The organism is Candidatus Kapaibacterium sp., assembly GCA_023957315.1.
Lineage (GTDB): Bacteria > Bacteroidota > Ignavibacteria > Kapaibacteriales > UBA2268 > PGYU01.
The window spans coordinates 289648-312001 of sequence record JAMLHE010000003.1; the positions used below are offsets into that span (position 1 = coordinate 289648).

The 22354-nt window shown below is 35.4% G+C and carries 21 protein-coding genes; 11 read left to right on the plus strand and 10 right to left on the minus strand.

Annotated features, from left to right (window positions below; genetic code table 11):
- Positions 1 to 6: 6 nt before the first annotated feature.
- The 10 genes from M9949_04810 to M9949_04855 all read right to left on the minus strand — a co-directional run bounded on the left by M9949_04810 (position 7) and on the right by M9949_04855 (position 14891).
- Complete coding sequence (locus tag M9949_04810) at positions 7 to 2052, minus strand: DUF262 domain-containing HNH endonuclease family protein (GenBank protein MCO5250727.1); 2046 nt, start codon at positions 2050 to 2052, stop codon at positions 7 to 9.
- Positions 2045 to 3394, minus strand: a complete 1350-nt coding sequence (locus M9949_04815; GenBank protein ID MCO5250728.1) for a DUF262 domain-containing protein — start codon at positions 3392 to 3394, stop codon at positions 2045 to 2047. The genes M9949_04810 and M9949_04815 overlap by 8 nt, the downstream gene beginning before the upstream one ends.
- An 84-nt stretch (positions 3395 to 3478) precedes the next feature.
- Positions 3479 to 6472 carry a DEAD/DEAH box helicase family protein gene (locus M9949_04820; protein ID MCO5250729.1) on the minus strand — a complete coding sequence of 998 codons (2994 nt, stop codon included), beginning with the start codon at positions 6470 to 6472 and terminating at the stop codon, positions 3479 to 3481.
- On the minus strand, positions 6469 to 7497 hold the full coding sequence (locus M9949_04825) for a hypothetical protein (GenBank protein MCO5250730.1): 1029 nt from the start codon (positions 7495 to 7497) through the stop codon (positions 6469 to 6471). Before M9949_04825 ends, M9949_04820 begins: the two co-directional genes overlap by 4 nt.
- Positions 7498 to 7500: 3 nt before the next feature.
- A complete protein-coding gene (locus M9949_04830) occupies positions 7501 to 8838 on the minus strand; it encodes a restriction endonuclease subunit S (protein ID MCO5250731.1) in 1338 nt (445 codons plus the stop codon).
- Complete coding sequence (locus tag M9949_04835; GenBank protein MCO5250732.1) at positions 8835 to 10127, minus strand: hypothetical protein; 1293 nt, start codon at positions 10125 to 10127, stop codon at positions 8835 to 8837. Before M9949_04835 ends, M9949_04830 begins: the two co-directional genes overlap by 4 nt.
- Positions 10124 to 11920, minus strand: coding sequence for a type I restriction-modification system subunit M (locus M9949_04840; GenBank protein ID MCO5250733.1), 1797 nt, complete (start codon positions 11918 to 11920; stop codon positions 10124 to 10126). Before M9949_04840 ends, M9949_04835 begins: the two co-directional genes overlap by 4 nt.
- Before the next feature lie 453 nt (positions 11921 to 12373).
- Entirely contained in the window at positions 12374 to 12637 is a 264-nt protein-coding gene (locus M9949_04845) for a hypothetical protein (protein ID MCO5250734.1), read from the minus strand.
- A 39-nt stretch (positions 12638 to 12676) separates the two neighbouring features.
- Positions 12677 to 14020: a tetratricopeptide repeat protein gene (locus tag M9949_04850; protein MCO5250735.1), complete on the minus strand. Its 1344-nt coding sequence runs from the start codon at positions 14018 to 14020 to the stop codon at positions 12677 to 12679.
- A gap of 211 nt (positions 14021 to 14231) precedes the next feature.
- Positions 14232 to 14891: a helix-turn-helix domain-containing protein gene (locus M9949_04855; GenBank protein MCO5250736.1), complete on the minus strand. Its 660-nt coding sequence runs from the start codon at positions 14889 to 14891 to the stop codon at positions 14232 to 14234.
- Between the two features lie 130 nt (positions 14892 to 15021).
- Between M9949_04855 and M9949_04860 the strand changes: the two genes are divergently transcribed.
- The 11 genes from M9949_04860 to M9949_04910 all read left to right on the plus strand — a co-directional run bounded on the left by M9949_04860 (position 15022) and on the right by M9949_04910 (position 22191).
- On the plus strand, positions 15022 to 15360 hold the full coding sequence (locus tag M9949_04860; GenBank protein MCO5250737.1) for a hypothetical protein: 339 nt from the start codon (positions 15022 to 15024) through the stop codon (positions 15358 to 15360).
- Positions 15357 to 15629 carry a helix-turn-helix domain-containing protein gene (locus M9949_04865; protein MCO5250738.1) on the plus strand — a complete coding sequence of 91 codons (273 nt, stop codon included), beginning with the start codon at positions 15357 to 15359 and terminating at the stop codon, positions 15627 to 15629. Before M9949_04860 ends, M9949_04865 begins: the two co-directional genes overlap by 4 nt.
- Positions 15592 to 15942 (plus strand): hypothetical protein, encoded by a 351-nt coding sequence (locus M9949_04870; protein ID MCO5250739.1) that lies wholly within the window; start codon positions 15592 to 15594, stop codon positions 15940 to 15942. Before M9949_04865 ends, M9949_04870 begins: the two co-directional genes overlap by 38 nt.
- On the plus strand, positions 15942 to 16322 hold the full coding sequence (locus tag M9949_04875; protein MCO5250740.1) for a hypothetical protein: 381 nt from the start codon (positions 15942 to 15944) through the stop codon (positions 16320 to 16322). The genes M9949_04870 and M9949_04875 overlap by 1 nt, the downstream gene beginning before the upstream one ends.
- Positions 16319 to 16684: a hypothetical protein gene (locus M9949_04880; GenBank protein ID MCO5250741.1), complete on the plus strand. Its 366-nt coding sequence runs from the start codon at positions 16319 to 16321 to the stop codon at positions 16682 to 16684. The genes M9949_04875 and M9949_04880 overlap by 4 nt, the downstream gene beginning before the upstream one ends.
- Positions 16681 to 16938, plus strand: coding sequence for a hypothetical protein (locus M9949_04885; GenBank protein MCO5250742.1), 258 nt, complete (start codon positions 16681 to 16683; stop codon positions 16936 to 16938). Before M9949_04880 ends, M9949_04885 begins: the two co-directional genes overlap by 4 nt.
- 117 nt (positions 16939 to 17055) lie before the next feature.
- A complete protein-coding gene (locus M9949_04890) occupies positions 17056 to 18357 on the plus strand; it encodes an AAA family ATPase (GenBank protein ID MCO5250743.1) in 1302 nt (433 codons plus the stop codon).
- On the plus strand, positions 18347 to 19423 hold the full coding sequence (locus M9949_04895; GenBank protein ID MCO5250744.1) for a hypothetical protein: 1077 nt from the start codon (positions 18347 to 18349) through the stop codon (positions 19421 to 19423). The genes M9949_04890 and M9949_04895 overlap by 11 nt, the downstream gene beginning before the upstream one ends.
- Entirely contained in the window at positions 19423 to 20700 is a 1278-nt protein-coding gene (locus tag M9949_04900; GenBank protein MCO5250745.1) for a hypothetical protein, read from the plus strand. Before M9949_04895 ends, M9949_04900 begins: the two co-directional genes overlap by 1 nt.
- 14 nt (positions 20701 to 20714) lie before the next feature.
- Positions 20715 to 21629: a hypothetical protein gene (locus M9949_04905; GenBank protein ID MCO5250746.1), complete on the plus strand. Its 915-nt coding sequence runs from the start codon at positions 20715 to 20717 to the stop codon at positions 21627 to 21629.
- On the plus strand, positions 21550 to 22191 hold the full coding sequence (locus tag M9949_04910) for a hypothetical protein (protein MCO5250747.1): 642 nt from the start codon (positions 21550 to 21552) through the stop codon (positions 22189 to 22191). Before M9949_04905 ends, M9949_04910 begins: the two co-directional genes overlap by 80 nt.
- Positions 22192 to 22354 lie beyond the last annotated feature (163 nt).

A 22354-nucleotide genomic window follows, 5' to 3' on the forward strand; every position in this document is an offset into this window, starting at 1 on the left:
TCATGTTTAGTCTATCAATATTTGTATCATTCTATTCCCATGTTCTTCAACTTCGTTTTTGCAGTTATCGCCTAATGTGTCCCAATCGTTGTACTCCATCATTATTCTTTGTTTAATACTATCGAGTGTTGCACTTTTATGATAATGGTCTTTTTTTGCAATTGGCATATAGTTACTCAAACGCGAATTTTTACTATTGCTAATCAAACATAGATTTCCAAAATGGTTTAGCCATCTATCTTCAATTTTCGGATTACCTTCAATTGGATTTTGCGGGTAATAATGTTCAACAGAACTTCTAGATGTGTATTTAAAGTCTTTAATTCTTACATCTTCAAATGGTTTTTCGCTTTCAATCTTAAAACACTCTTTACCGCTACGATAATTTTGCCACAACAAATAATCAAGATAATTGAAAATGAAATTTTCTACAGATGTGCCTTGATTAAGCTTTTCCGGGTCGATTTCATTTTTTGTATTTTGACACAGACCATCATTCATAAAAACTATTTCAAAGTACTCTTTTGCTTCTTTAGCTATAAACCTATCGTACAAAAAAGTTTTTGCCAAATCTTCAAGATATTCTTTGTATTTCTTAGCTGTTATATTTTCATTTTCAAAAACGTATTTTAATGCTGCATTTAACCAATGCTTGTAAACTAAAGTTGGATTAGAAACATGAAACATTGAAAGTAACATTAATATTTCTCTGTTTTCATCTTCATTATTGTCACCACTTCCAAAAGTGTTTATGTAGCTGGCATTTTTGTTTTGCTCATACCATTTTAGTTGTTTTAAACTCCAACTGTCTGTTCCTTTTGCGAATTCTCTTTTAATGATATATTTATCAAAAAGGAATTTCCCTTTTAACAGATTATAACCGTAATTTTTTACAAAATTTTTCACAGACTCTTTATTGTTCTTAGGATTCTTTAAAATTGGTTCAAATAGTTCGATTAAACGTTTGTCGTCTAATGGAACATCTTTAACCTTATCATCTAATTTCTCCTCATCTAAGATTGTTACAGCCTGATTTACTTGTATCCTTAGAATATGTAATAAAAAATTAGAAAAATTAGTTACAGAATTAAACCTTTCTGAGGTGTCATCCTTCTGTGTGGATTGTTCTGTATAGAGTTTGGAAGCTGGTTCTAAAAGTTCTTCGATTGTTGAATTAATTTTTTCACTTACTTCAATTGAATGGGTTTCTTCTATTGTAGTGATTCCTAATTTACTATAAATATCTTCATAACTGATTAGTTTATTCCATTTGGTGCCGCTACTGTAATCGTTACCAAATACAATATCCCTTTGGGTAACGTTAAAGCCATATTGGACATATTTTTCCATGTTCGAGCATGCCTCCCAAATCAAACTAAATGCATATCTATCTTCTTCATCAAGAATTTCTAAGCATTTCGCTTTTAAAATTTCATGCTTTTCCAACTGCTCACCTCTACTATTCATTATTTCAAAATAATGATTCAAATCCGTGTCTTCTGGAACCAAAACCCTCAAAATACTGACTTTTTTTATAAGATAGTTGTAGAAATCTTCTATTGATAAGTTGAAGCCTTGGAGTATCGTTTTCAATGCTTTTTTTGCATCCTTATACCCTTGTCTTATGGCAACATTGCATTCCTTTTCGTCAAGTGAATCACCATTAAACATATATTGCAATGTTTGAGTGGACAGTTTTCGACTATCAAACTGTAGGTTCATTTCCTTATACCAAGTTAAGTCCAATTCTCTATATTCATTTTTGATTAAACTCAGAAGGATGGATAATGTTGTTAATCTCTGTTGTCCGTCAATAGTTTCAAATACTATTGCCTCGCCATTTTTTCTTTCATAAACTATCAATGTCCCAATATAATAGTTTGGTTTATCTTTTATGGGGTTCTTATCTTTTTTAAGATAATCCACAATATCCTGAATCAATTGGGTTATTTCACGATTTCGCCAAGCAAAATCTCTTTGATAAATTGGAATTACATATTTATCTTTACTTAATAGTTCTTCTATGCTATATAGTTTAGTTATTTCACTCATAATATTTTAATACCTTAAAATGTTCAACAATTTTGGTTGTTTTGGTTGATTTGTTTTCTTTCAAAATCTCTAATTTCATGTTTAATATGTCCGTTGGTTTAACAGCTTCTCTAATTAATTTGAACAATTCTAACTTTGAATATTGGTGTTTACCCAACGCATAATTATCAATTGAATCAAGCCCTACACTTTGTAATTTCAACCTTAATGTATAAGCCCATACAAATATTTTTTCAATAGCTTTTTGTAAATCTTGTTCACCAAATCTATCAACATAATAAATCAATCCACAGTAAAAAAGATTTCGTATATATTTGTCTCCGGTTCTAAATTTACCTTCATAGTTTTTTATAGTACTCAAAATATCAATTTTGCTTTTCTTCTTGATAGCCGTTTCCATTCTACCATAAAAAGCTATCATCTCGAAAAATCTTTTCCCATTGATAATAGTTTGGTCTATTTGAAACGGGTATTCCATAAGAATTTTATCAATACCTCGATGAAATGATTTTTTATAGTTCTCAGTATAGAAATGTGCTATCCGATTTGCCTTTGCGAACGGATACTCTTCTTTAACATCAGGGCTTACTCCTTTAAAAACATCAACATCGTTTTTCGTGAAGTATCTTGCAGAATAACCTTTGCTCCAATTTCTGATTCTAAAAAGATAGAGAGCAAAAAGTTTTGCTAATTCATCTTTATCCGTTGCTTCCCAATTATAGACAGCCTCTAACCTTTCTCCTTCAGTTGAATAGTTATTCATTTCCCTTAAATGGAATGCTTTAAGCAAGTCATGCGGGTCAAGGTCTTTACCACGTGCATTTTGAGAATCAAAAAATTGAAAAGCTTCTGAAATATCCATTAATACAACTTTTACAAGTTCACATTTTTCGTAAAAGAAGCGAATAGTTTCTTCATCAAAGTCATCTATTCTTCTTTCAATTACTTTGTAATTATTTTGAATATTCGCTTTTGTAATGTCGTTAGCGAAAGAAAGCTTTACAAGTTTTGGCTTATAACTATCGAGCTTTTCACCTCTCATAATAATTTTTTCTAATTTTCCCTCACAATTCTTAATAATGGCATAAGCAATTAATGTAAGAGTTAATGCTCTTTGCTGCCCATCTACAATGTTTAGCTTAGTTTCACTATCTTCCATTTCATTATGAATAACCACAGTTCCTAATCGGTATGCTGATTTGTCCTTGTGAAAAATTATATCATCAATAAGTTGATGAACGTTCTTTTCAGTCCATTTATAGGGTCTTTGATAAGATGGGATTTTCAAATCCTCTTGTAACAGTTTTTTTACGCTAATGATTTGTAGTTGAATATCACTCATAATACTCTCCAATTAGTGTTTATATAGAAACAAGTAAATTTCATTTTCCCTACCCCGCTTCTCTGTCATCGTACAAATGACTAATTATGCAACTACGTTCATTTGCCTATGTATTTTCCGCATTAGGTAATCTGTGACGACACTACCGAATTCTTTGTCTTCAATTATTCTTTCGAATATTTCTTTATTTTGGTCCATCCGACCAATTAACTTATCTATGAATTTGTCGTTAAACGCAAATTTGAAAGTGTCAATCTTATTCACTCTCGCTTGTAGCTGTAAGGTTTCGTCAGCCATTAACTCAGTTTCGATTTGGTCAAAGAACAGTTTATCAGCTTCTACGAAATCTGTACCGAAACGGTCATTCAAAACACTTACAATTTCAGATAGAAAAGCTTCTTCCTCGGGACTTCTTTTTAAACCAGCTTCAGAAATGCCACTCAACTCGCCAATCAATCCTTTTTCCAATTCAATTGTACCATCTTTAATCTTTTGCAAACGGTAATATTCTAGAGCTACTTCATCATCCAAATGTAACGATTCTGACAATTCACGCTTTGGTAATCTTGTTTGTAACAACTTTGCATAAGCATAAAACTTTTCAAGTTCCGTATCAACGAAAGGCATAATCTGAGAAAGGAAAGCATACAGATTTGTCCAAGAACGTAATCCTTTTTTAAACTCATCTTGTTTATCATCATTGGTAATCGCTCTGTATCTGTCAACGGCGGGGTCAGTGAAAGCGTATAATTGTCTCTGATGTTTTGGGTTATCAAGTTTGGTCAAAGGATTGAAATAAACATTGGCGAAAGAATCAATTTCTTGAGTCCAATAGACTTGGAATTCATCCAATCGAGCTTTTAAATCATATAAGTGATTAATATCAGTTTCTTCTGTTGTTGAAGTTACTTCAAAATATGGTTGAAAAGAATCTAAAATTGTTTGTCTATCATTGACAAAATCAAGAACAAATGTATCTTCTTTTCCAGAATGCATCCTATTGAGTCTTGATAAGGTTTGAACAGCTTTAACACCCGATAGCTTTTTGTCAACATACATCGTATGCAGTAGCGGTTGGTCAAATCCGGTCTGATATTTATCAGCTACTATCAAGATTTTATATTCGTTTCTCTCGAAAACCGACGGCAATTCTTTTTCGCTATATCCTGTTATTTGAGGTTCAGATATACCATCGGGTGCATTATCATCAACCACTTTCCCCGAAAAAGCAACCAAAATCTTTATTTCCGAATCGTAACCATTGGACTTGATATATCTACCAAATTCCTCATAATACCTTTTTGCATGAAGCCGGGACCCACACACTAACATCGCTTTTGCTTTTCCACCTATTTTTTTTAATACGATATTCCGGAAATGCTCAATTATCACAGCTGTTTTTTGAGCTAAATTATGAGGGTGTAGCGAAACGAACCTGCCTATTGCTTTAGCTGCTTTACTCTTATTTAGCTTCGGGTCATCTTCAATAGCTTTTGTAAGATTGAAGTAAAGTCCATAAGTGATGTAATTTTGCAAGACATCCAAAATGAACCCTTCTTCTATTGCTTGACGCATAGAATACAAATGGAACGGTTTCGGCTTCCCTTCTTCATCTTTATCCCCGAATACTTCCAGTGTTTTATATTTCGGTGTTGCTGTAAATGCGAAAAAAGAAATATTTTTATGCTGTCCGCGCAGTTTGGCTGACCGTTCAATCTCATTCCTAATGAAATCATCCCCTGAATAATCATCCGAAGCATCTGCATCAATTGCTTCTTCTAATGATGTAGCTGTTAAAACTTCTTTTAGTTTCTTACTCGCTTGACCACCTTGTGAACTGTGGGCTTCGTCTATGATAACTGCATATTTTCTTTCAGGTATTTCATTGGCTTTATCAATGACAAAAGGGAATTTTTGTAATGTAGTAATGATGATGTTCGTTCCGGCTTTAAGCGCATTTAATAACTGTTCGCTATCTTTATCAATTTTTTGCACTACGCCCGTTTTATGTTCAAACTGATAAATCGTGTTTTGCAACTGTTGGTCAAGTACTTTACGGTCTGTAACTACTATCACAGAATCATAAATTCTCACATTAGCTTCATCATGCAAACTTGATAAACGATATGCTAACCATGCGATAGTATTGCTTTTGCCTGAGCCTGCTGAGTGTTGCACAAGATAATTTTTGCCTGTTTTTACTTCCAAAACCTTATTGCAAATTTTCCTGACCGCATCCAATTGATGATAGCGTGGAAATATGAGTTTTTCTTTCTTTATTAATCTATCTTCAATTACAATATCCTCTGTTTGAAGATGCACGAATTGCTTTATGATATCCAACCAACTATCTTTTTGTAATATGTATTCCCATAAGTATGCTGAACGATAGCCGTTGGGGTTTGGAGGATTGCCTTTGCCGTTTTTGCTACCTTTGTTAAATGGCAACCAATATGTTTTACTGCCATTCAGCTTTGTGGTCATAAAAACTTCATCTTGGTCAACTGCAAAGTGAACTAATGTTCTTTTCTTAAAAGCAAAAAGTATTTCTCGAAAATCCCTGGTAGTGCTATATTGCTTTAATGCATTGCCCACATTTTGACCGGTAAATTGATTCTTAAGTTCTAAAGTAGCCACAGGAATGCCGTTTAATGACAACACAACATCTACTGAGTTATTGACAGTATTGCTATAATAAATTTGGCGATATACTTTCAAAGAGTTTTTGTTGTACATTCCAATTGCTTCTGTATTGAGTTCAGAAGAAGGGGGAAAATATGCCATTTGGAAACGTACACCATAATCTACAAAGCCATTACGAAGTACATCTAAGCTACCTCTTAAATCCAATTCTTTATAAAGTCGCTGTATGACCCGATTATCTGTATCTGCACCATGAATTGCTACAATCTTTTCCCATCTTCTGGGCTGTGATTCTTGTAGAAATTTAATCACTTCGTATTTAAACATTCCTAATTCAATACTATAATCGGCGGCATTGCCTTCGGTGTAGCCCCCTTGCTCTATCAAGGTTTGCACTAAGGCAGTTTCAAATGTTTTTTCAGTGGTTATGCTCATGCTTCTTCACTTTTCCCTATATTTTCTTGTTCTACATCTTGATTAAGAAGAAATTGTCTGTATGCGACATCTTTTAAAATTAGTCTTAATTCGTGTTTTGATTTTTCAGATAAATTTTCTTTTAAAAAACCTGATTCATCAAAACAGAATTGAACAAAATCATAATTGTCCTGATAAGTATTTTCGTTGATATTGAATAATTTGTTTGGTAAATCGGATTCAAGAACTTCAAAAGTATCTGGGTTGAAATAGCGTACCATAGGTTTATTGATTTCGTTATACTCCCGTCCCTGAAAGCATGGTTTGCCTTTGCTCGACTCCCAATAAATACCAAAAAACTCTGTGCGGTTTGATTTGTATACCTTTGCAATTTGCAAGCTTCCATCGACTTCTCTAATAGATTTGTCAAGTGAAATTCCGCATAAAATACGAAGTGGTTCCATATCTAATTTTGAGCCGATTTTATCTTCGTCTTGAAGTAATTGATTGAATCGGTTCTTGGCTTCCTTTTTTATATCGCCAACCGAGCTTGCATTGCCCATGAAAGTGTAAAAGATGGTTTGATTGCTTGCATTGGTCAATTCATCAAAAATAAAACCTTCAACATCTTCTGAATAGTACAACTTCCATACTCTAAAAGCTCCGTTTGCACCCTTTTGCCAATCCCATCCACCAAAAAGGAATTCAGCCGAACCTCTTGCTAAATGGATTTGAGCTTTGTCAATCTCAGTAATGGTTTTTACCAATTTGGTAAAAAGCTCAGAAATAAATTCAAGAACTTCTTCAAGTGTTGCAGATGGTGATTGTAGGTATTTATCCAAGTGAATTGATGATACCAAATTCAAAACCAATGGATAAGCCCTCATAGTATCGCCTGCAAAACAAAGCAAACAATCCTTTCGTGAAAGTTCGAAGAGTTTGATGCCGTGTTTCCATTTTTCGCCACCAGTAAGACAACTATCGGTAGCAAATACCAGCTCTTCGGCATCGTTGACTTGGCGTATGTATGCTGTACAAAGTGTCATAGTTTATTCAATTACTTTTACTTTGCCGGTTACCACTTCGCTTATCAACGCCGTGCGGTATTCGGTTAATAACTCAATCAATTTTTCTGTTTTTGCATTTTTGTTGTCTATCCGGGCGCATTCTATTTCAATGTGCTTAACGATAAGTTGTTGTTCTTCGGGTGGTGGAACTGCAAAAAGTAAACTCTTAGTTTTACTTTGATTAAGAATTGGTAATGTTGTATAATCTGCTTCAAGATTAATCATTTCTTTATTTCCAACTAAGAAGTAGTAGCCGAACAATGGGTTATAGGTTTGATGAAAAATTATTATATTTATCTGTTGATTTGCAGATGCTTTATCTCTAAAAAAACTTACTTTTCCAAGTGTTGCTCCTATACTAACTAAATAAATTGAGCATTCAGGAAATAGCTCAACTTCGCCTATTTCAATAGCTTCTGAAATTAATTTACGTTTTGATTCGATTAGTTCAATATTTCCATCAAAGTCAGAAGGTGTAAACCAATTCAGTTCTCCATTTTCAAAATAATCAATTTGAGAATTTTGAATTTTTGGTGTTCTACCTGTTTGAACTCTTGCAATTGTTTTCAACCTTTTCACCTCCCAATGCTTCGGAATTTTCCCTAACCATTCGATGCCTGAATCTTTCATTGGCACATCAGGGTTGATACCTTTGGTAACGGCTTGGTTGATGACAGCTGTTTTTTCTTCTTCATAGAGCTCAAGCAGTCGTTTTTTGGCGGTTATTAGTTCATCTATTTCGGCGGTTTTGCGGTCGAGGTAATTGGCTATAGATTTTTGTTCTTTGAGTGGAGGTAATGCAGTAAATAAATCTATGACTTTATCAATTTTAAGATTAATTCTTGTAAAGCCATTTGCACCTGTGAGTAAATTGTGTCGTAGTACTCTACTGTGTAATTGATAATTTAAAAATCTAGGAATAACATTTTCATTTGTTATTCTGAATCCTTTGCAAAAGGTATTCAAGTATGTATCAGGCAAATCATCCAAAAGTACAGCAGATTTGCCAACATCTTCGTAGTTTTCAGAACTCATTAAAAAAAATAAGTCTCCAACTTCTACTTTATTTTGATTTTCATTCTCGGAAATAACTACAGTTTGTAAACTGTGAGGGTCGATTTTGAAATTATTAGCTATATTCGTAAACGGAATAAAATATTTGTTACGTTCTATTGAAGATTGGTCGAAATCAGATGCAGTTTTGCCTGATAAACCTCCGTATAAATATCCTAAGAATCGCATCCTCATCTCTTTCCAATGATTCGGAATTTCGCCAATCCATTCGATTCCGGAATCTTTATATGAATCGTATTTTTTCATGCTAATCCGTGCCATCTTTTGAATGATTCTATCTTTTCATTAATTTGTTGTTCGTTCTCATTATATAATGCGATATAAGAGTCGTATCTATCAAAAGGGAATCGATGGTAATAATTAAAATCTTTGAAATTGTTGAAGGATAATTCCATTTCCTTGTTTGATAGATTCGAATAAAGTGCTATTGCTTCTACATACTTAATCAAATCAATATCATCTTTCTCTGGGTTACATAAACCATAATAAGAAGTAATTTCTCTTATATGCCAATCAATACTATCGTATTCAAAATAGTAATTCTCCCATTCATTTTTAACATTAAAGGTATCCATTTTCAAACCATCATCTTTAATTACACTATACACCAAATCTAAATGTCTGCATATTACATTACGATGTTTTAATTTTTTATATAAATGAGCATACATAATCAAGGCACAAGAAAACAACTTTATTGAACCTAAAGCCTCGTTATTTGTGGAAAATTTACCATTATGAATTACATCATTTCTTACATCAATAACTGCAGATAAGTTTTCGATGTTACTTACGATTTTACTATTCTGTTGCATTTCGCCAATGACATAAACCCTTTTCCGCAAATTATCAAATGAATCTTTTCTGTCGATTTTAAGCAACAATTCAAGGGAAGTAATTGAACCTAAGAGTTGTGTAGCGGCAGAATTGGCATTGCTTGTGATGTAAAAGTTCCTGATAGCAAGTATTAAATTATCGTCCTTTTTTGATTTCACTAAATTGAAAATATTACTGAAGTAAGGTCTTTTGAAAATGTTGACCAATTCCTCAATGTCGTACAAATATGGTTCGGGTGGTGTTGAAATATTAAATTCGCCTTTTGTATGCTTCTGCCATACTGTAAACTTTTTGTTACCGCCAATTGCAATACCCGAGCCACCAGAGGCTGGATTGATTTGTTCCGAAAGAACAATTCCGTATTTATTATTTGACATAAATAGGAAAACGAAATATATGAATCCCATAATCTCGTAAACTCTCTTTTGGTCAATTTTAATTTTTGATGAATAATCCTCAGGTTTCATAATAGACGCAGCAACAATATATGCATCATGAACAGAACTTGAGCCTAAAATCTTATCAAAATCATTGTCTAACCAAAAACCATTGTTATCTACGTATTCTTTTAATTGTTTACTATTCACAATTGTTGCATCTTGAAAAATGAAGTTTTGCCAATTTACATTATCCTTAATCATCAATCCTTCAATTTTGCGTATATTCCAAATAGTATTTGGCTTGTTCAAAGTGTTCATACAATTATTTCCTTAATCTTCCCGAGAACTTTGCTTTCAAGCTCTAATATATCTTTTCGAATCTCATTAAGATTTCTCAACGGCTTGAACTCGTAAAAATACTTGGTGAAATTGATTTCATATCCAATTTTTGTCTTACTATTGTCAATCCAAGCATCCGGTAAGTGAGGTATAACCTCTTTCTGGAAGTATTCTTCGATTTTCTGAGGTACAAGTTTACCGTTTTTTGCTTTTTTCAAAAATGGGATGTTCTCGTAATCTCGCAAAGCGGAATCGGGCTTTGGCTCTCCCTTGATTTTGACAACTTTACCCTTTTCTTTAAGTGGTTGTTCAACTGTAATTCTCCAATAGCCAAAGAATTCATTTGGACAGATTTTAACGAATTCGTTTTCCTCGAAGTTCCCGTATAGCTGAGTTATAAATCCGATTCCCTTTTCATTCCCATTTTCAGCTATCTTTTTACGTTTACTACCTAAACTTTTATCCATTTTTTGCCAAAAACGGTTGAATCCGAGTTTCCCTATCTTCGTCAATTCTTCATCTTTTGCACCCGTAGCGTTTATTAACTGAACTTTACCAATTCGTTCTTTGCTTTTTTTGTTGGTTACAATCCAAATGTATGTGCTTATGCCGGTGTTGTAAAAAAGTTGGTCGGGCAGGGCAATTACAGCTTCTAACCAATCATTTTCGATAATCCACTTCCGGATATTGCTTTCACCACTTTCGGCTGCTCCTGAAAACAATGGAGAACCATTGAATACAATCCCGATTCGTGTGCCTCCTGATTTCATTTTTGAAATCATATGTTGCAAAAACAGGAAAGAACCGTCATTTATTCTTGGCAAACCTGCCCCAAATCGCCCTCTCATTCCACTACTTTCTGCTTCTGTTTTAATGTTTTTTTCTACTTTTTTCCATTCTACACCGAAAGGAGGATTTGACAACATGTAATCGAACTTTTCTCCAACGAATCCATCAACTGTGAAAGTATTACCAAATTTGATGTTACTTGGATTCTGTCCCTTTATCAGCATATCAGATTTGCAAACGGCGTATGATTCAGGATTAAGTTCTTGTCCGAATACTTTCAGTTCCGCTTTTGGGTTGAGTTCTTTCACGTATTGTTCGCCAACTGAAAGCATACCACCTGTTCCACAAGCTGGGTCATAAAGAGTTTTGACAATTCCTTTTTGTGTTAAAATATCCTTATCCTCTATAAATAGCACATTGACCATTAGGCGTATTACCTCTCGGGGCGTAAAGTGTTCCCCTGCGGTTTCATTGGATTCTTCCGCGAATTTTCGGATGAGTTCCTCAAAAGTATATCCCATCTCCATTGAATCCATATCGGAAAGGTCAATTTCCTGAAAGTTTTTCACTACTTTGAAAAGTATATCTGTTTTAGGGTCATCCATCCGGTCTATTTGAGTATCAAAATTGAAGTACTCAATTATTTCCCGGGCACTGGTTGAAAAGCCATTAATATAATTTCTAAGATTTGCAGCAACATTGTTAGGGTCCGCAATTAGATTGTTGAAATTGTATTGACTCCTATTATGGAAGTTGAATCCGGCTATTTTATTGAGTGCAAGGTCTTTCGCACTTTCTTTAAGTGAATCTACTATTGGTAGGTAGTTCACTATTTTACTCTTTGTAGGTTCGAGCACACAGTCCAATCTTCTCAAAACTGTCATAGGAAGTATTACTTTTCCGTAATCTGACCGTTTATAGTCACCCCTCAGTAAGTCTGCTACTCTCCATATCAGGTCAGCTTTTTCTTTGAAATTTTTCATATTCTATCGTGTCGCCTTCAATTTCCTTAGTTAGATGTTACAAAAAACATAAAAAACTTTGCATTTATATTTATTTTCTACGAATATAAGCATAAGAACGTAATATATTGACATGTGTAAATAAATATTTTTCCGCTTAGTGATAGCGTTCGATTTGTAAACTTTGAAGTTTTGGGGTATGGATAGGGTATCGATTGGGTATCAAGACGGTACGAACACCCCCGAAAGCAGAATATCAAGACACAAACACCCGGAACATAGGGCATCAAAAAAGCTGTTTTTGATAGGGTATCTATACCCTATTGATACCCCATATATAGGGTATATATAGGTAACCCTTAATATAATATACTATAAAATAAACTAAATTACATTAAAGTACTAATATATATAGTTCAAAAACCGGATGGAAAATTAAGGGCTCACCAAAGAACATGGAGAACCCTATTTGTGTTAAAATGGCATGTAGTGAATCGGGTCGGTAGAGCAAGGTACAGATATAATATCAAGCCATTCGTCGTGCTGAGAGCCTTTCCCTTTGCCTTTGGACTTTACCGTGCAAGGATTTGGAAAGTTCAATTGATATTCTGTAGCCGGACCTTCATATACAACGGCAAAGTCGCCATCGTTTACTTTCAATTCGATTTGAAAGATTGTTTCACCGTTTTCAGGCGTCCATTCAAGTTTCCTGTTTGTGCTGTTATAGCTTAAAAGCATAGTTCCCCCTAAAGATTAATAATTAAAGATGTTATTTGCCTACGAAGCTATCTCTCCGTTTGTGTCGAGAATTCGAATGATTTCGACCGAATTCTCTTTGATTCGTGGTAGATGCTGAACGGTTTTGATGTCTGCATAGGCATTGATTTCAATAGCTTTTGATTTTACAAGATTCATTTTATTGTTGTAATGCTCTAAGTCTTTTTTGATTAGCCTGCGAGATTCACAAGCTTTAGATGCATCATTTAAGGTATCATTCCATTTACGGCGGAAGTGGACGAATACTAATATCGCAATGAATATCAGCGTTAGAATGATTACACTTCCGATGAACAGGTTACGAGTGTTTTCCAACTTTGATTCGGCTAAGGATGCTTCTAATTCAATCTTAGTTTGATGATGGTCAACGGTTTGATTTAACAAGTTAGTCATCCCGGGTTCAAGATTAGCAGGACGAATAACAAGCAAACCCATATTTTCCATAACCGAACCGGCAAGAGTATATTTTTTATGATGGATATATAGCTCAAATAAAGCGTTATTGACCTTAACCATATCAATTATACGGTCAAGGGATTGGAACGCCCTATAAGCCGTTTTGAGGTGATTTTCGGATAGTTGAAAATTGGAAGTTGAAATTAAGCGACCCAAACCATAGTAGCCGAAAGCTTCTCGATGAGCATCTTTAACGGTTTTTGAAATCTCAATAGCTTCGTTGAATTTTGCATCTGCTAATTTTACTTCATTGTTCTTGTAATAAAGTTCACCCTGAGCTAATTTTATATCAATCCGGTCTTTAACCAAATAGCATTGTTCGAGAGCCGTTTGTAGCAAGTTTTGAGCTCTTTGGTATCTTTGCATTTCGATAGCATTTAGGGCTGTATTGATGAACAGCTTAACAACAAAAACGGTGTCACCAATAGAAAGAATATACGATTCTACAAAGTGTTGGTCTGCACGTTCAAAGTCATTGATTGAAAAATAGATATTTCCGAGTGCCATTTTAGCTCGTGCCATTGCCAAAGAATCATCAATTTTGTGTGCAACCGTATAAGCATTGTTGATACATTCAATTGCCGGGTCATACTTCCCCACCAATTCATAACTATTCCCAAGATTCATAAATCCAGCATATTCCCCTTTATCGAACTTGCATTGCTTAGACAATCTAACGGCTTCATAGAAATACATCCGAGCCATGTCATGTTGCTCCATTTGCTTAAATATCAAGCCTTGAGAGTTTGTAGCTTTGATAAGTTCGATGGTGTCTTTTTTGTGGGTTGCTTTGTTTTTTTGGGTAGAAGCTATCTGGAGAGCTTTATCGTAATCATTTAATTCAAGTCTATCTTGAATTGCTTTGCTGTAATCTGCACTTAGACACAAACTACTTTGCCATATTAGCAGAACCATCACTAAATAGTGACATCGGAGCATAAAGGGATGCATAAAGTTCCTAAGTATAAGATATTAATATTTTTCTTGCTTATTTTCATTTAACAAATATAAGAATCTAATATATTCAAACAAAATTAATTTTCCACTCAATCAAAAATGACTGTTATTCATTTTAAAGCGAATTCTTTAAAAAGTGGGTCTAAATGTCTTTCTTGGTTACCACCGAGATGAATTTGTCCATGAGTTTTTGTGTAAGAACATTGGAAAGTTTCGAGATATCAGCTTCGGTAAGTTTGTCAAATAAGCCTTGTTGAATACGTTCAACAAGTGCATCGGTGATATCCTCAACTCCGGTTTGCTTTTGTTTATGAGATACTATTAGCTCCGCACCCTCGCCTGTCATAACCCAGTGCATATTACAACCAATAGCATTAAAGAAGTCAGTAATTGTCGGGTCATATGATAATTGACCATAAACAAATTTAAGAAGTGTTTCCTGTGGGATTTGCATCGTTTCGAGTAGTTTTGAATTGGTGCTAAGTAAGTTAGGGATAGTCCCAAAGTACTTAACAATCCAAGATTTCAATCGCTCAACGTGAGGTAATGAACTTGAATGTGGCTTTGCTTCCAAACTATGCCCGGTAATCAAAGCATTTAAGTCTGCCCCAAGGTCATGGATTAAGTTTAGGAACACTATGTCAGGGAATGTTCGCCCCTTGCAATAGCTATTGATTGTAGCCGCCGTATAGCCACTTCGCTTAGCAAAAACACTTTGCGATTGCCAAGTAGCCGTTATCCAATCTTCAAGCCGTTCGCCAAACTCAACTACGAGCTTGGTCTTATCTTTTTTAATGTCCATAATTTATTTTTTTTCAAAAAATATTGAAAACTTATATTTTTTTCTTGGATTTAATATTAGAAACTTATATATTTGTTTTAGAAAATTAAACACTTTTTATTTTTTTTTATAACATTTACAAAGCAAATATATGAATATTTCTAACATCAAACCAAATGGAAAGACAACTGCAACTTACAAGTTGTCCCCCAAAATCCTTGAAGGTATAGAGAAACTGCGACTTTCGGAGTATCCGAGCGTTTCATTTTCTGCTATGACAGAAATGCTTGCTTCTGAACAACTCAAAAGATTAGGCGAACGTGATTTGGATGCCATAAAACGGTCTCCAAGAGGTTTGTCGTTCACAAGGGATTTCAGAGAAGATTTGGAATCGCTTGTTAAAGAACAAAGAGGGAAAGATTCATTAACTATTTCCTCTTTATTAAACAGACTGCTTGAGTTAAATTTAGCAGGACGTAACGAACAATGATTGAACCATTCTTAACACCAAATCAAGTAGCTAAGATGTTACGTGTTCATTCCTCTAAAATTAGGCAGGAAATGGATAACGGTAGGCTGAAATGTAAACGTTTCGGACTTCATCGCAAGACTACTGAAACTTGGGTCAAGGAATGGCAAAATACACCTGACAATTTACCTTGTGACTACCCAAGTCGCAAACAACCATTAATCACTATAAACAAAAAAAGGAGTATCTCAGATGTCATCAGACACCACAAAGAACTTCAAAGCAATTGAACCATTTGCAGAATGGAACACAGATATTGTTTTGGAGCGTAATCGCAAAGGTAAACCTATTACCAATGTGCCACGACGAATTATATACCACAGCCCTGATGGTTTTGAATGGGGTTATGGCGGTTCTGGACCGTCCGATTTAGCGTTAAACATCTTATCGTTATATGTCGGTGGTCACAAAGCATGGCAACTACACCAAGCATTTAAGTATGCGTTTTTGGCTAAAATGCCAATCACAGGTGGAACAATCAAGCACGTAGTCATTCAAAATTGGCTCAAAACAAAGCGAACTGCAATTTCGGAGGTGGCGTAATGTTAACCACGATAGCAATTGAAGTACGCGATATGTTAATGTCCGGAGAGCCTTATGAAAAGGTATTTTCGGAGCTACTTAACACCTACCAATCATTCCGACTTGCGGAAGCATTTAACCAATTCCGGAGCAACTACATTGATGATATGGCAACCCTGATTGACGGTAATTTCACTAATGAAGCTTTAGCGGAATTTGCCTCAGGGTACGCAAACAACATCAAAGTATTATGTGATTTAATCAGCAACTTACATATTGACGAAGCCCCTCATGACAACCACACGGAATACAGCGATGATTGTGATGAATGCGAACTTGAGCAACTCGAACACAACGAAGAACAAAAATATTTACACAGTTATTTTAGGGTAACAAGATGATAAACTTAGGTGTAGCATTTAAGGATATAATCACAAAGAATCTCGCAGATTTTGAATTTAATCGTGAAGTTGTCGGCACTACCGAAATTTGGACTGATGAAGCACTAAACGATAAGCAGGGCTTTGGGACATACTTCGTATTTCAACTAAACGAAGATAACCAATTCAATGGCGAGTTCGCTATTCAATTTAAAACCCCCGACGATAGCCAATTTTCAATTGGTTGGATTCTCTCAATGCAAATAATAGAGCTTATGGCATTGGGGGCAGATGAATTTGTAACTGCATTGCAATTAATTGACAGTGCTGGCGAAGGATTCAAGAAATTCAACAAAAAATTCAACAAGAAGGTGGCACAATGAAAGCTCGCAGAACATTCAACTTTTGGTACTTCATTAACCACGATTTAAAGCGTATCGCGACATTTACAGGACTTGCAATAGCTATGTTCTTATTGACTGCAAACAGCTACAATTTAGCAACCTCAATGCCTCACGTAACCGATTTACTGCCGTTTTTCAAAGCATTAGGATATATCGGTATCGTTAGCGGTACAGCATACTTCGCATTTTTTACATACAAAGCATTCCAAATTATTCGACGTTCCGGAAAATGAGAAAGCTCCCTTGCAGGGGAGCTCTCTCTGGCTTAATCACTAAAACCAACCTCTATTGAGGAAAACAACATAAAGGCATTACAAAAAAGGTATTACAAAAATAAGGAGAATTTTATTATGAAACAAAATTTAGTCAAACTCGAAATTGAGCATGTTCTCGGAGTAAAGGCTATGATACTGTCTATAGACGGTAAATCAGTATCATTAATCGGCAAAAATGAAGCCGGTAAAACATCAATAATTCAAGCTCTCGGTATAGCACTTGGGCAAATTACAGACGGCAATCCAACTCAAAACGGTGAACGTAAAGGCAAAGTTATTGCAGAATTTGACGATTACATCATTTCGAAAGAGTGGAAAAACGGCAAAATGCACACTTGGAAAGTGGAAGGCAAAAATGGCAGTAAAGACCTGACCCCAAAAGAGCTACTTGATAGCTTCATTGATACAATCAGCTACCGCCCGGATGACTTTATAAACCGTAAAGCGGCTGACCGTCTGAAAGTATTAGCTAAAGCAGTTGGTTATGATTTAGATGAACATAACAGACGGCATAAAGAAATATTCGATAAGCGGACAGAAATCGGGCGGGACCGTAAAAAAACAGAAGGTATTCTTGATGCTTTGAAAAGACCAACAATCGACACTCCCGAGAAAGAACTAAGCATTAGCGATTTGTTAGCGGAACTCGAAGGCTACAAAGATAAGGCTCGTGAAAGAAGTAAAATCGAACTTGACTTGCAAAGCACTAAACGAATTGTGACTGATATCGAAAATGAAATCAATCATATTCAAATTCGCCTGCAAGAACTGACTGCAAAGCGTGACATTCAAAAAGACAAATTGTCGAACTTGATGATAGAGATTGGCAAAGTTCCAAACTTTGATTATCACATTGAATCTGTAAATCAAAAGCTGACTAACATTGAGAAAATCAATGCCGAAGTCAGAATGAAACAAAAGTATGACCAAACCAAGCAAGAATATGAAAAGTATGATTTGGAATATGACAACAAAACTCAGGAATTAGAGAACCTTAAAAGCGGTTTAACTGATAAAATTAGCCAAGCGGGGCTTCCTGACGGATTTGAATTAATTGACAATGAGATTTATGTCAACAAGGTGCATTTCGATAAGCTGAGCACGTTTCAGAAGCTTGATTTTGCCATGAAAATTGGTATGAGAATTAAACCTATTGAGGGCAAACCTTATACGCAAATCTTAAGTATGGACGTTAGCCAGTATGACCAAGAAAACCGTGCTAAGGTACTTGAAATAGCAGAACAGAACGGCTACCAAGTTATACTTGAAATTGCACACATCCCGAACGGCACAGTTCCTTCCGAACTCTCGAAATCAGCTTGTTTCTTCATTGATGACGGCACAGCCGAATTAATGGAGGTGGCGAATGAAAACTGAATCAATTAGTGCTTTTGAAGCTGTGTTTGGAAAAGATTACGAACGTTCTGAATCCATCAAAGATAAGGGTTACGCGATTGTTGAACCTGAGCTTGTTATATTCGACCGTAACGCCTTAAAAGTCGCTCCACGCAAATTGTACCGCTTCGATACAGAAGGTAAACGCTGGTACTACGAATTTTTAGACGGCATGAATACAGTACCACAATTTTATTGCGGGGTCACTTCATCAATTGCAAGTCTTAACCTACTTCCATCTTCAGAGGGTTTGTATCACTATTATAACAAATTCTCATCCATGGAAGCCGCTAAACAAGACATGAACCGCAAAGCTGATTACGGCTCGTTTATTCACATCCTTATTTCAAGGTTTGTTAAACTCCGTGAACTTGAGCTTGATTCAATTGCTGATATGGCGGCAATTTATAAAGGAAACTACGATTTAGATTATGATAATCGGTGGTGGGCTGACAGAGCAATTAAGGATTTAATTGCTGTTAAATATTGGATGGATGAATATGAAGTTGTGCCTTTGGCTACTGAATTAGTATTGCCCGGGAAAGACGGTTACGCAACGGCTGTTGACTTGGTTTGTGAAATGACGGTTGGTACAGGGCAGAATATGAAAGTTTTGCAAAGAGACATCAAGGATGGCACAATGCAAAGAGTGAGAGCCGCTATAGATTGGAAATCCGGCGATGGATTCCATGAAACTCACGCTATGCAAATGGAAGCTGTTCTAAGAGTAGTAAATGAAAATCTTCCTGATTTGAAAGTTACGAAAGTATTCAATATTTCACCTAAAGGACTTACTGACCTGAAATGTGAAATCAAAGACCAGACAGGCAAAGTTACACATACTGCTATGGTGAACGGTGAACCAATATCTTATTTCGATTTGTATTGGGAAATCTTCAAACTTCGTAATCCAAATTTCAACAATCCCAAACGCATCACAGTATTCAAAGGGAGTGTTTCGCTTGATGCTCCGGCTACTGAAACAGTACAAACTTTATTACTCAACCCTCATGATATTGTAATCGAAAAGCACAGGAGAGACCAATAATGAATATGACATTAGGCAATATACCGGGACGTTTAGTGAAAGAACCCGATGAACAAAAATCACTACAAAATGGATTGGGCTATAGCATAATAGGCAAAATCAAAATCGGAGAGAAATATACAAATCAAAATGGTAAGGAATTACCACGAAGTATTGACTATTTCCGAGCTACCGGCGCATATTCGGAAGTGTTTCATCAAAAATTAGGTGATAGACCTAACATACTTGAAATCATATTTCCGAGTGCAGACCATAGACAGGTGTGTTTTCAACGCATAGAAGGCAGGGATTCCAAAGGGAGTCTCTGTGCTGTCTTTAATGGTGCTGAATATTTCATTTATGATGATAGCACAAAAAAGTACTTGCTAACCACTCAAGATGAATTTGAAAAAGCACGTCAAAGCGGTATCAAGGTAAAATCCGGCTACGGTACATCAGCCAAAACTGAAACCATCAAGATTGAACATTGGAAAGAACGCTTAACAATTCGATTCTTTGTTTTGAAATTGTCGGGCATACTTGGAGTTTGGGAACTATCAACCAGTGGTGTTGAAACAGGAATACCAAATATCATCCAAAATTATGATGAAATGGTGAAATCGGCGGGGCATAACATCAATAGAGTGGTATTTGAATTGAATGTAAAATTTGCAACATCGAACAAACCCGGAACACAATCAAGATACCCGGTCCTGCAATTGACACCTAACATTAGCTATGAATCATCATTGCTGTTGAAAGAATTTAGAGAACAGGTTGCTAACTACAATTTGATATTGAATGACAAAGCAATTCATCAAATTTCAAGTGGTGAAGAACATCGAGTACCGGGACAATTGCAACTTGCAGAATCGAATGTTGATGATGAAATTGAAGTTGTTGAAGCTGAGGAAATTGTAGAAGCTGAGGTAGTGGCGGAAGTTAAGAAAGTGGCTCCGAAAGTGGCTCCGAAAACAACTGAGAAAAAAGAATTTACCCCCGAAAATTTCAAAGAATGGGCTGTTGCTGATGCTAAAAAAATTGATGAAACAGAAACAGCAGTAACTCGGGAGATTCTGGATAATGTAGTTTCGGTTTTGAATCTGTATGCAAAGAACGACATTCCTAACAGAATCTCAGTTCTTCAATTCATATTCGGCAAACATAGCGTAGAAGCTCTAACATACGGCGAATGTTCAACATTAACAAAATGGTTAAAAGTTGACAAAGTAGATGGAATCTTGATTCCACATGACACAAACACAATCGAACAATTTGAAAAAATTATCAATGCTTAGAAATGACAGGTACTATGGCAACATTGTATAGGCTTTTGGACATAGGTTTCTGGGATGACCCCGATTTAGAAGATTACTCATTAGAAGAAAAAGCCTTCTATTTGATGTTATTTTCAAATCGCAAAACGACCGATAACCTTTGTGGAATATACGAACTCAGCTATAAAGACATGATGCACTACACAAACCTTTCACGAGAAAGAGTAGTTGCTCTGGTGCAATTATGGCAGGACATAGGTAAAATCATCTATGACCCAAAACTTAAAGAAATGTGTGTCAAGAATTTTGTCAGAAGGAACTATCACGGTTCACCCTCTCAGCTAATTAGCATTATTAACGGTTTGATGAAAGTCAAAAACCGCGAATATATCACTAAGATTAGTCTCGAGGGGGTGACCGACCCTTTGATTTTGGATTTGTTTAAAGGTAATTCAATTAGTATCAAAATAGGTAAACAGCCTATACCAAAGATTTATCGTTTAGAAACTGATTGTTCAGTGAACGTTGAAACTTATAAATCTGATGATGATGATGATGAACTTGAATTACCTTTCAATCCGGAGTCTGAAATAGAGCCTGAAGCAAAAGAAACGACTGAAACAGTTGAAACACCAACAGCATCTTTTAAGTTAGAGATGTTTGAACAGTTTTGGGAATTGTACGATAAAAAGACCGACAAATCTGCTTGCCAAAAGTTGTTTTTAAAGCTGTCGAATGAAAAAATCGAAAAGATAATGGCACATATCATTAAGTATGTGAAGAATACACCAGACAAAAAGTTTAGGAAGAATCCTAAAACTTACTTACGAAATGAAAGTTGGAATGATGAAATAATTATAGGAAGCACAAATGGCACAAGCAACAAAGGTAAACGAGCTCTTAAGCTCAGTGACCTCGAAGCATCAAGAGAGCAATCAGGGTTTAATTAGGTCTATTGCTTACGGTTCAGTTTGCGGAAACAGACTAACCAAGAGTGACCTTGATTATATGTTAGCTAAAATGAGTGTCAACTACCAGCTTGACTTTTATGAAAATAAGAGCATTCAGCGTATGAAATGTGAAGAAATATTTGCCAGATGTATGGAGCTTAATTGGTCATCGGAAGAATTTCGTAATCGAGTTGAATCATTTCTTGATACATGCAAATGGGACACTTTCACTCGAGCCGATTTTCTGAACTATGATAGACCGATGTTATTGACACATCATGACGTTATGGAAATTCATCGCAACAAAGACCCGAAAATATGGGATAAAATTAAGCGATACGAAGTCAATGGCGTTATTCTCTATGGCGAAATAAGACATGATTTCCAATTGCCGGAATATGAATCAATCAACAAAGCATTGCCGGCATCAACTGTAACAACTGTTGAACGTTCGGAAGAATGGAATTTAATGGGGCAATACCTCGATTTGAAATGCAAATACGCGGAATTGCAAGAGAAATATAAAGAATTAGAACTGAGAATCAAAAAAGGTAGCATTTAAAAATATTCGCTTTAATCACTAATCAAAAAGGGTACTAAAATGATTTTAAACCAAACAGGCATCTCAATCCAAGAGTTCCTTCTGTTGCGTGGTCACCTACTAAGACGAGGCGAACACTACGTAATTAAAGAGTTACTCAAACAAACCAAACAAGGTCTCAAAA

Bases quoted from the DNA above. Each gene is read 5' to 3' on its own strand.
- M9949_04810 (MCO5250727.1), bottom strand. From the start codon at position 2,052: ATGAGTGAAATAACTAAACTATATAGCATAGAAGAACTATTAAGTAAA.
- M9949_04815 (MCO5250728.1), bottom strand. From the start codon at position 3,394: ATGAGTGATATTCAACTACAAATCATTAGCGTAAAAAAACTGTTACAA.
- M9949_04820 (MCO5250729.1), bottom strand. From the start codon at position 6,472: ATGAGCATAACCACTGAAAAAACATTTGAAACTGCCTTAGTGCAAACC.
- M9949_04825 (MCO5250730.1), bottom strand. From the start codon at position 7,497: ATGACACTTTGTACAGCATACATACGCCAAGTCAACGATGCCGAAGAG.
- M9949_04830 (MCO5250731.1), bottom strand. From the start codon at position 8,838: ATGAAAAAATACGATTCATATAAAGATTCCGGAATCGAATGGATTGGC.
- M9949_04835 (MCO5250732.1), bottom strand. From the start codon at position 10,127: ATGAACACTTTGAACAAGCCAAATACTATTTGGAATATACGCAAAATT.
- M9949_04840 (MCO5250733.1), bottom strand. From the start codon at position 11,920: ATGAAAAATTTCAAAGAAAAAGCTGACCTGATATGGAGAGTAGCAGAC.
- M9949_04845 (MCO5250734.1), bottom strand. From the start codon at position 12,637: ATGCTTTTAAGCTATAACAGCACAAACAGGAAACTTGAATGGACGCCT.
- M9949_04855 (MCO5250736.1), bottom strand. From the start codon at position 14,891: ATGGACATTAAAAAAGATAAGACCAAGCTCGTAGTTGAGTTTGGCGAA.
- M9949_04860 (MCO5250737.1), top strand. From the start codon at position 15,022: ATGAATATTTCTAACATCAAACCAAATGGAAAGACAACTGCAACTTAC.
- M9949_04865 (MCO5250738.1), top strand. From the start codon at position 15,357: ATGATTGAACCATTCTTAACACCAAATCAAGTAGCTAAGATGTTACGT.
- M9949_04870 (MCO5250739.1), top strand. From the start codon at position 15,592: ATGTCATCAGACACCACAAAGAACTTCAAAGCAATTGAACCATTTGCA.
- M9949_04875 (MCO5250740.1), top strand. From the start codon at position 15,942: ATGTTAACCACGATAGCAATTGAAGTACGCGATATGTTAATGTCCGGA.
- M9949_04880 (MCO5250741.1), top strand. From the start codon at position 16,319: ATGATAAACTTAGGTGTAGCATTTAAGGATATAATCACAAAGAATCTC.
- M9949_04885 (MCO5250742.1), top strand. From the start codon at position 16,681: ATGAAAGCTCGCAGAACATTCAACTTTTGGTACTTCATTAACCACGAT.
- M9949_04890 (MCO5250743.1), top strand. From the start codon at position 17,056: ATGAAACAAAATTTAGTCAAACTCGAAATTGAGCATGTTCTCGGAGTA.
- M9949_04895 (MCO5250744.1), top strand. From the start codon at position 18,347: ATGAAAACTGAATCAATTAGTGCTTTTGAAGCTGTGTTTGGAAAAGAT.
- M9949_04900 (MCO5250745.1), top strand. From the start codon at position 19,423: ATGAATATGACATTAGGCAATATACCGGGACGTTTAGTGAAAGAACCC.
- M9949_04905 (MCO5250746.1), top strand. From the start codon at position 20,715: ATGGCAACATTGTATAGGCTTTTGGACATAGGTTTCTGGGATGACCCC.
- M9949_04910 (MCO5250747.1), top strand. From the start codon at position 21,550: ATGGCACAAGCAACAAAGGTAAACGAGCTCTTAAGCTCAGTGACCTCG.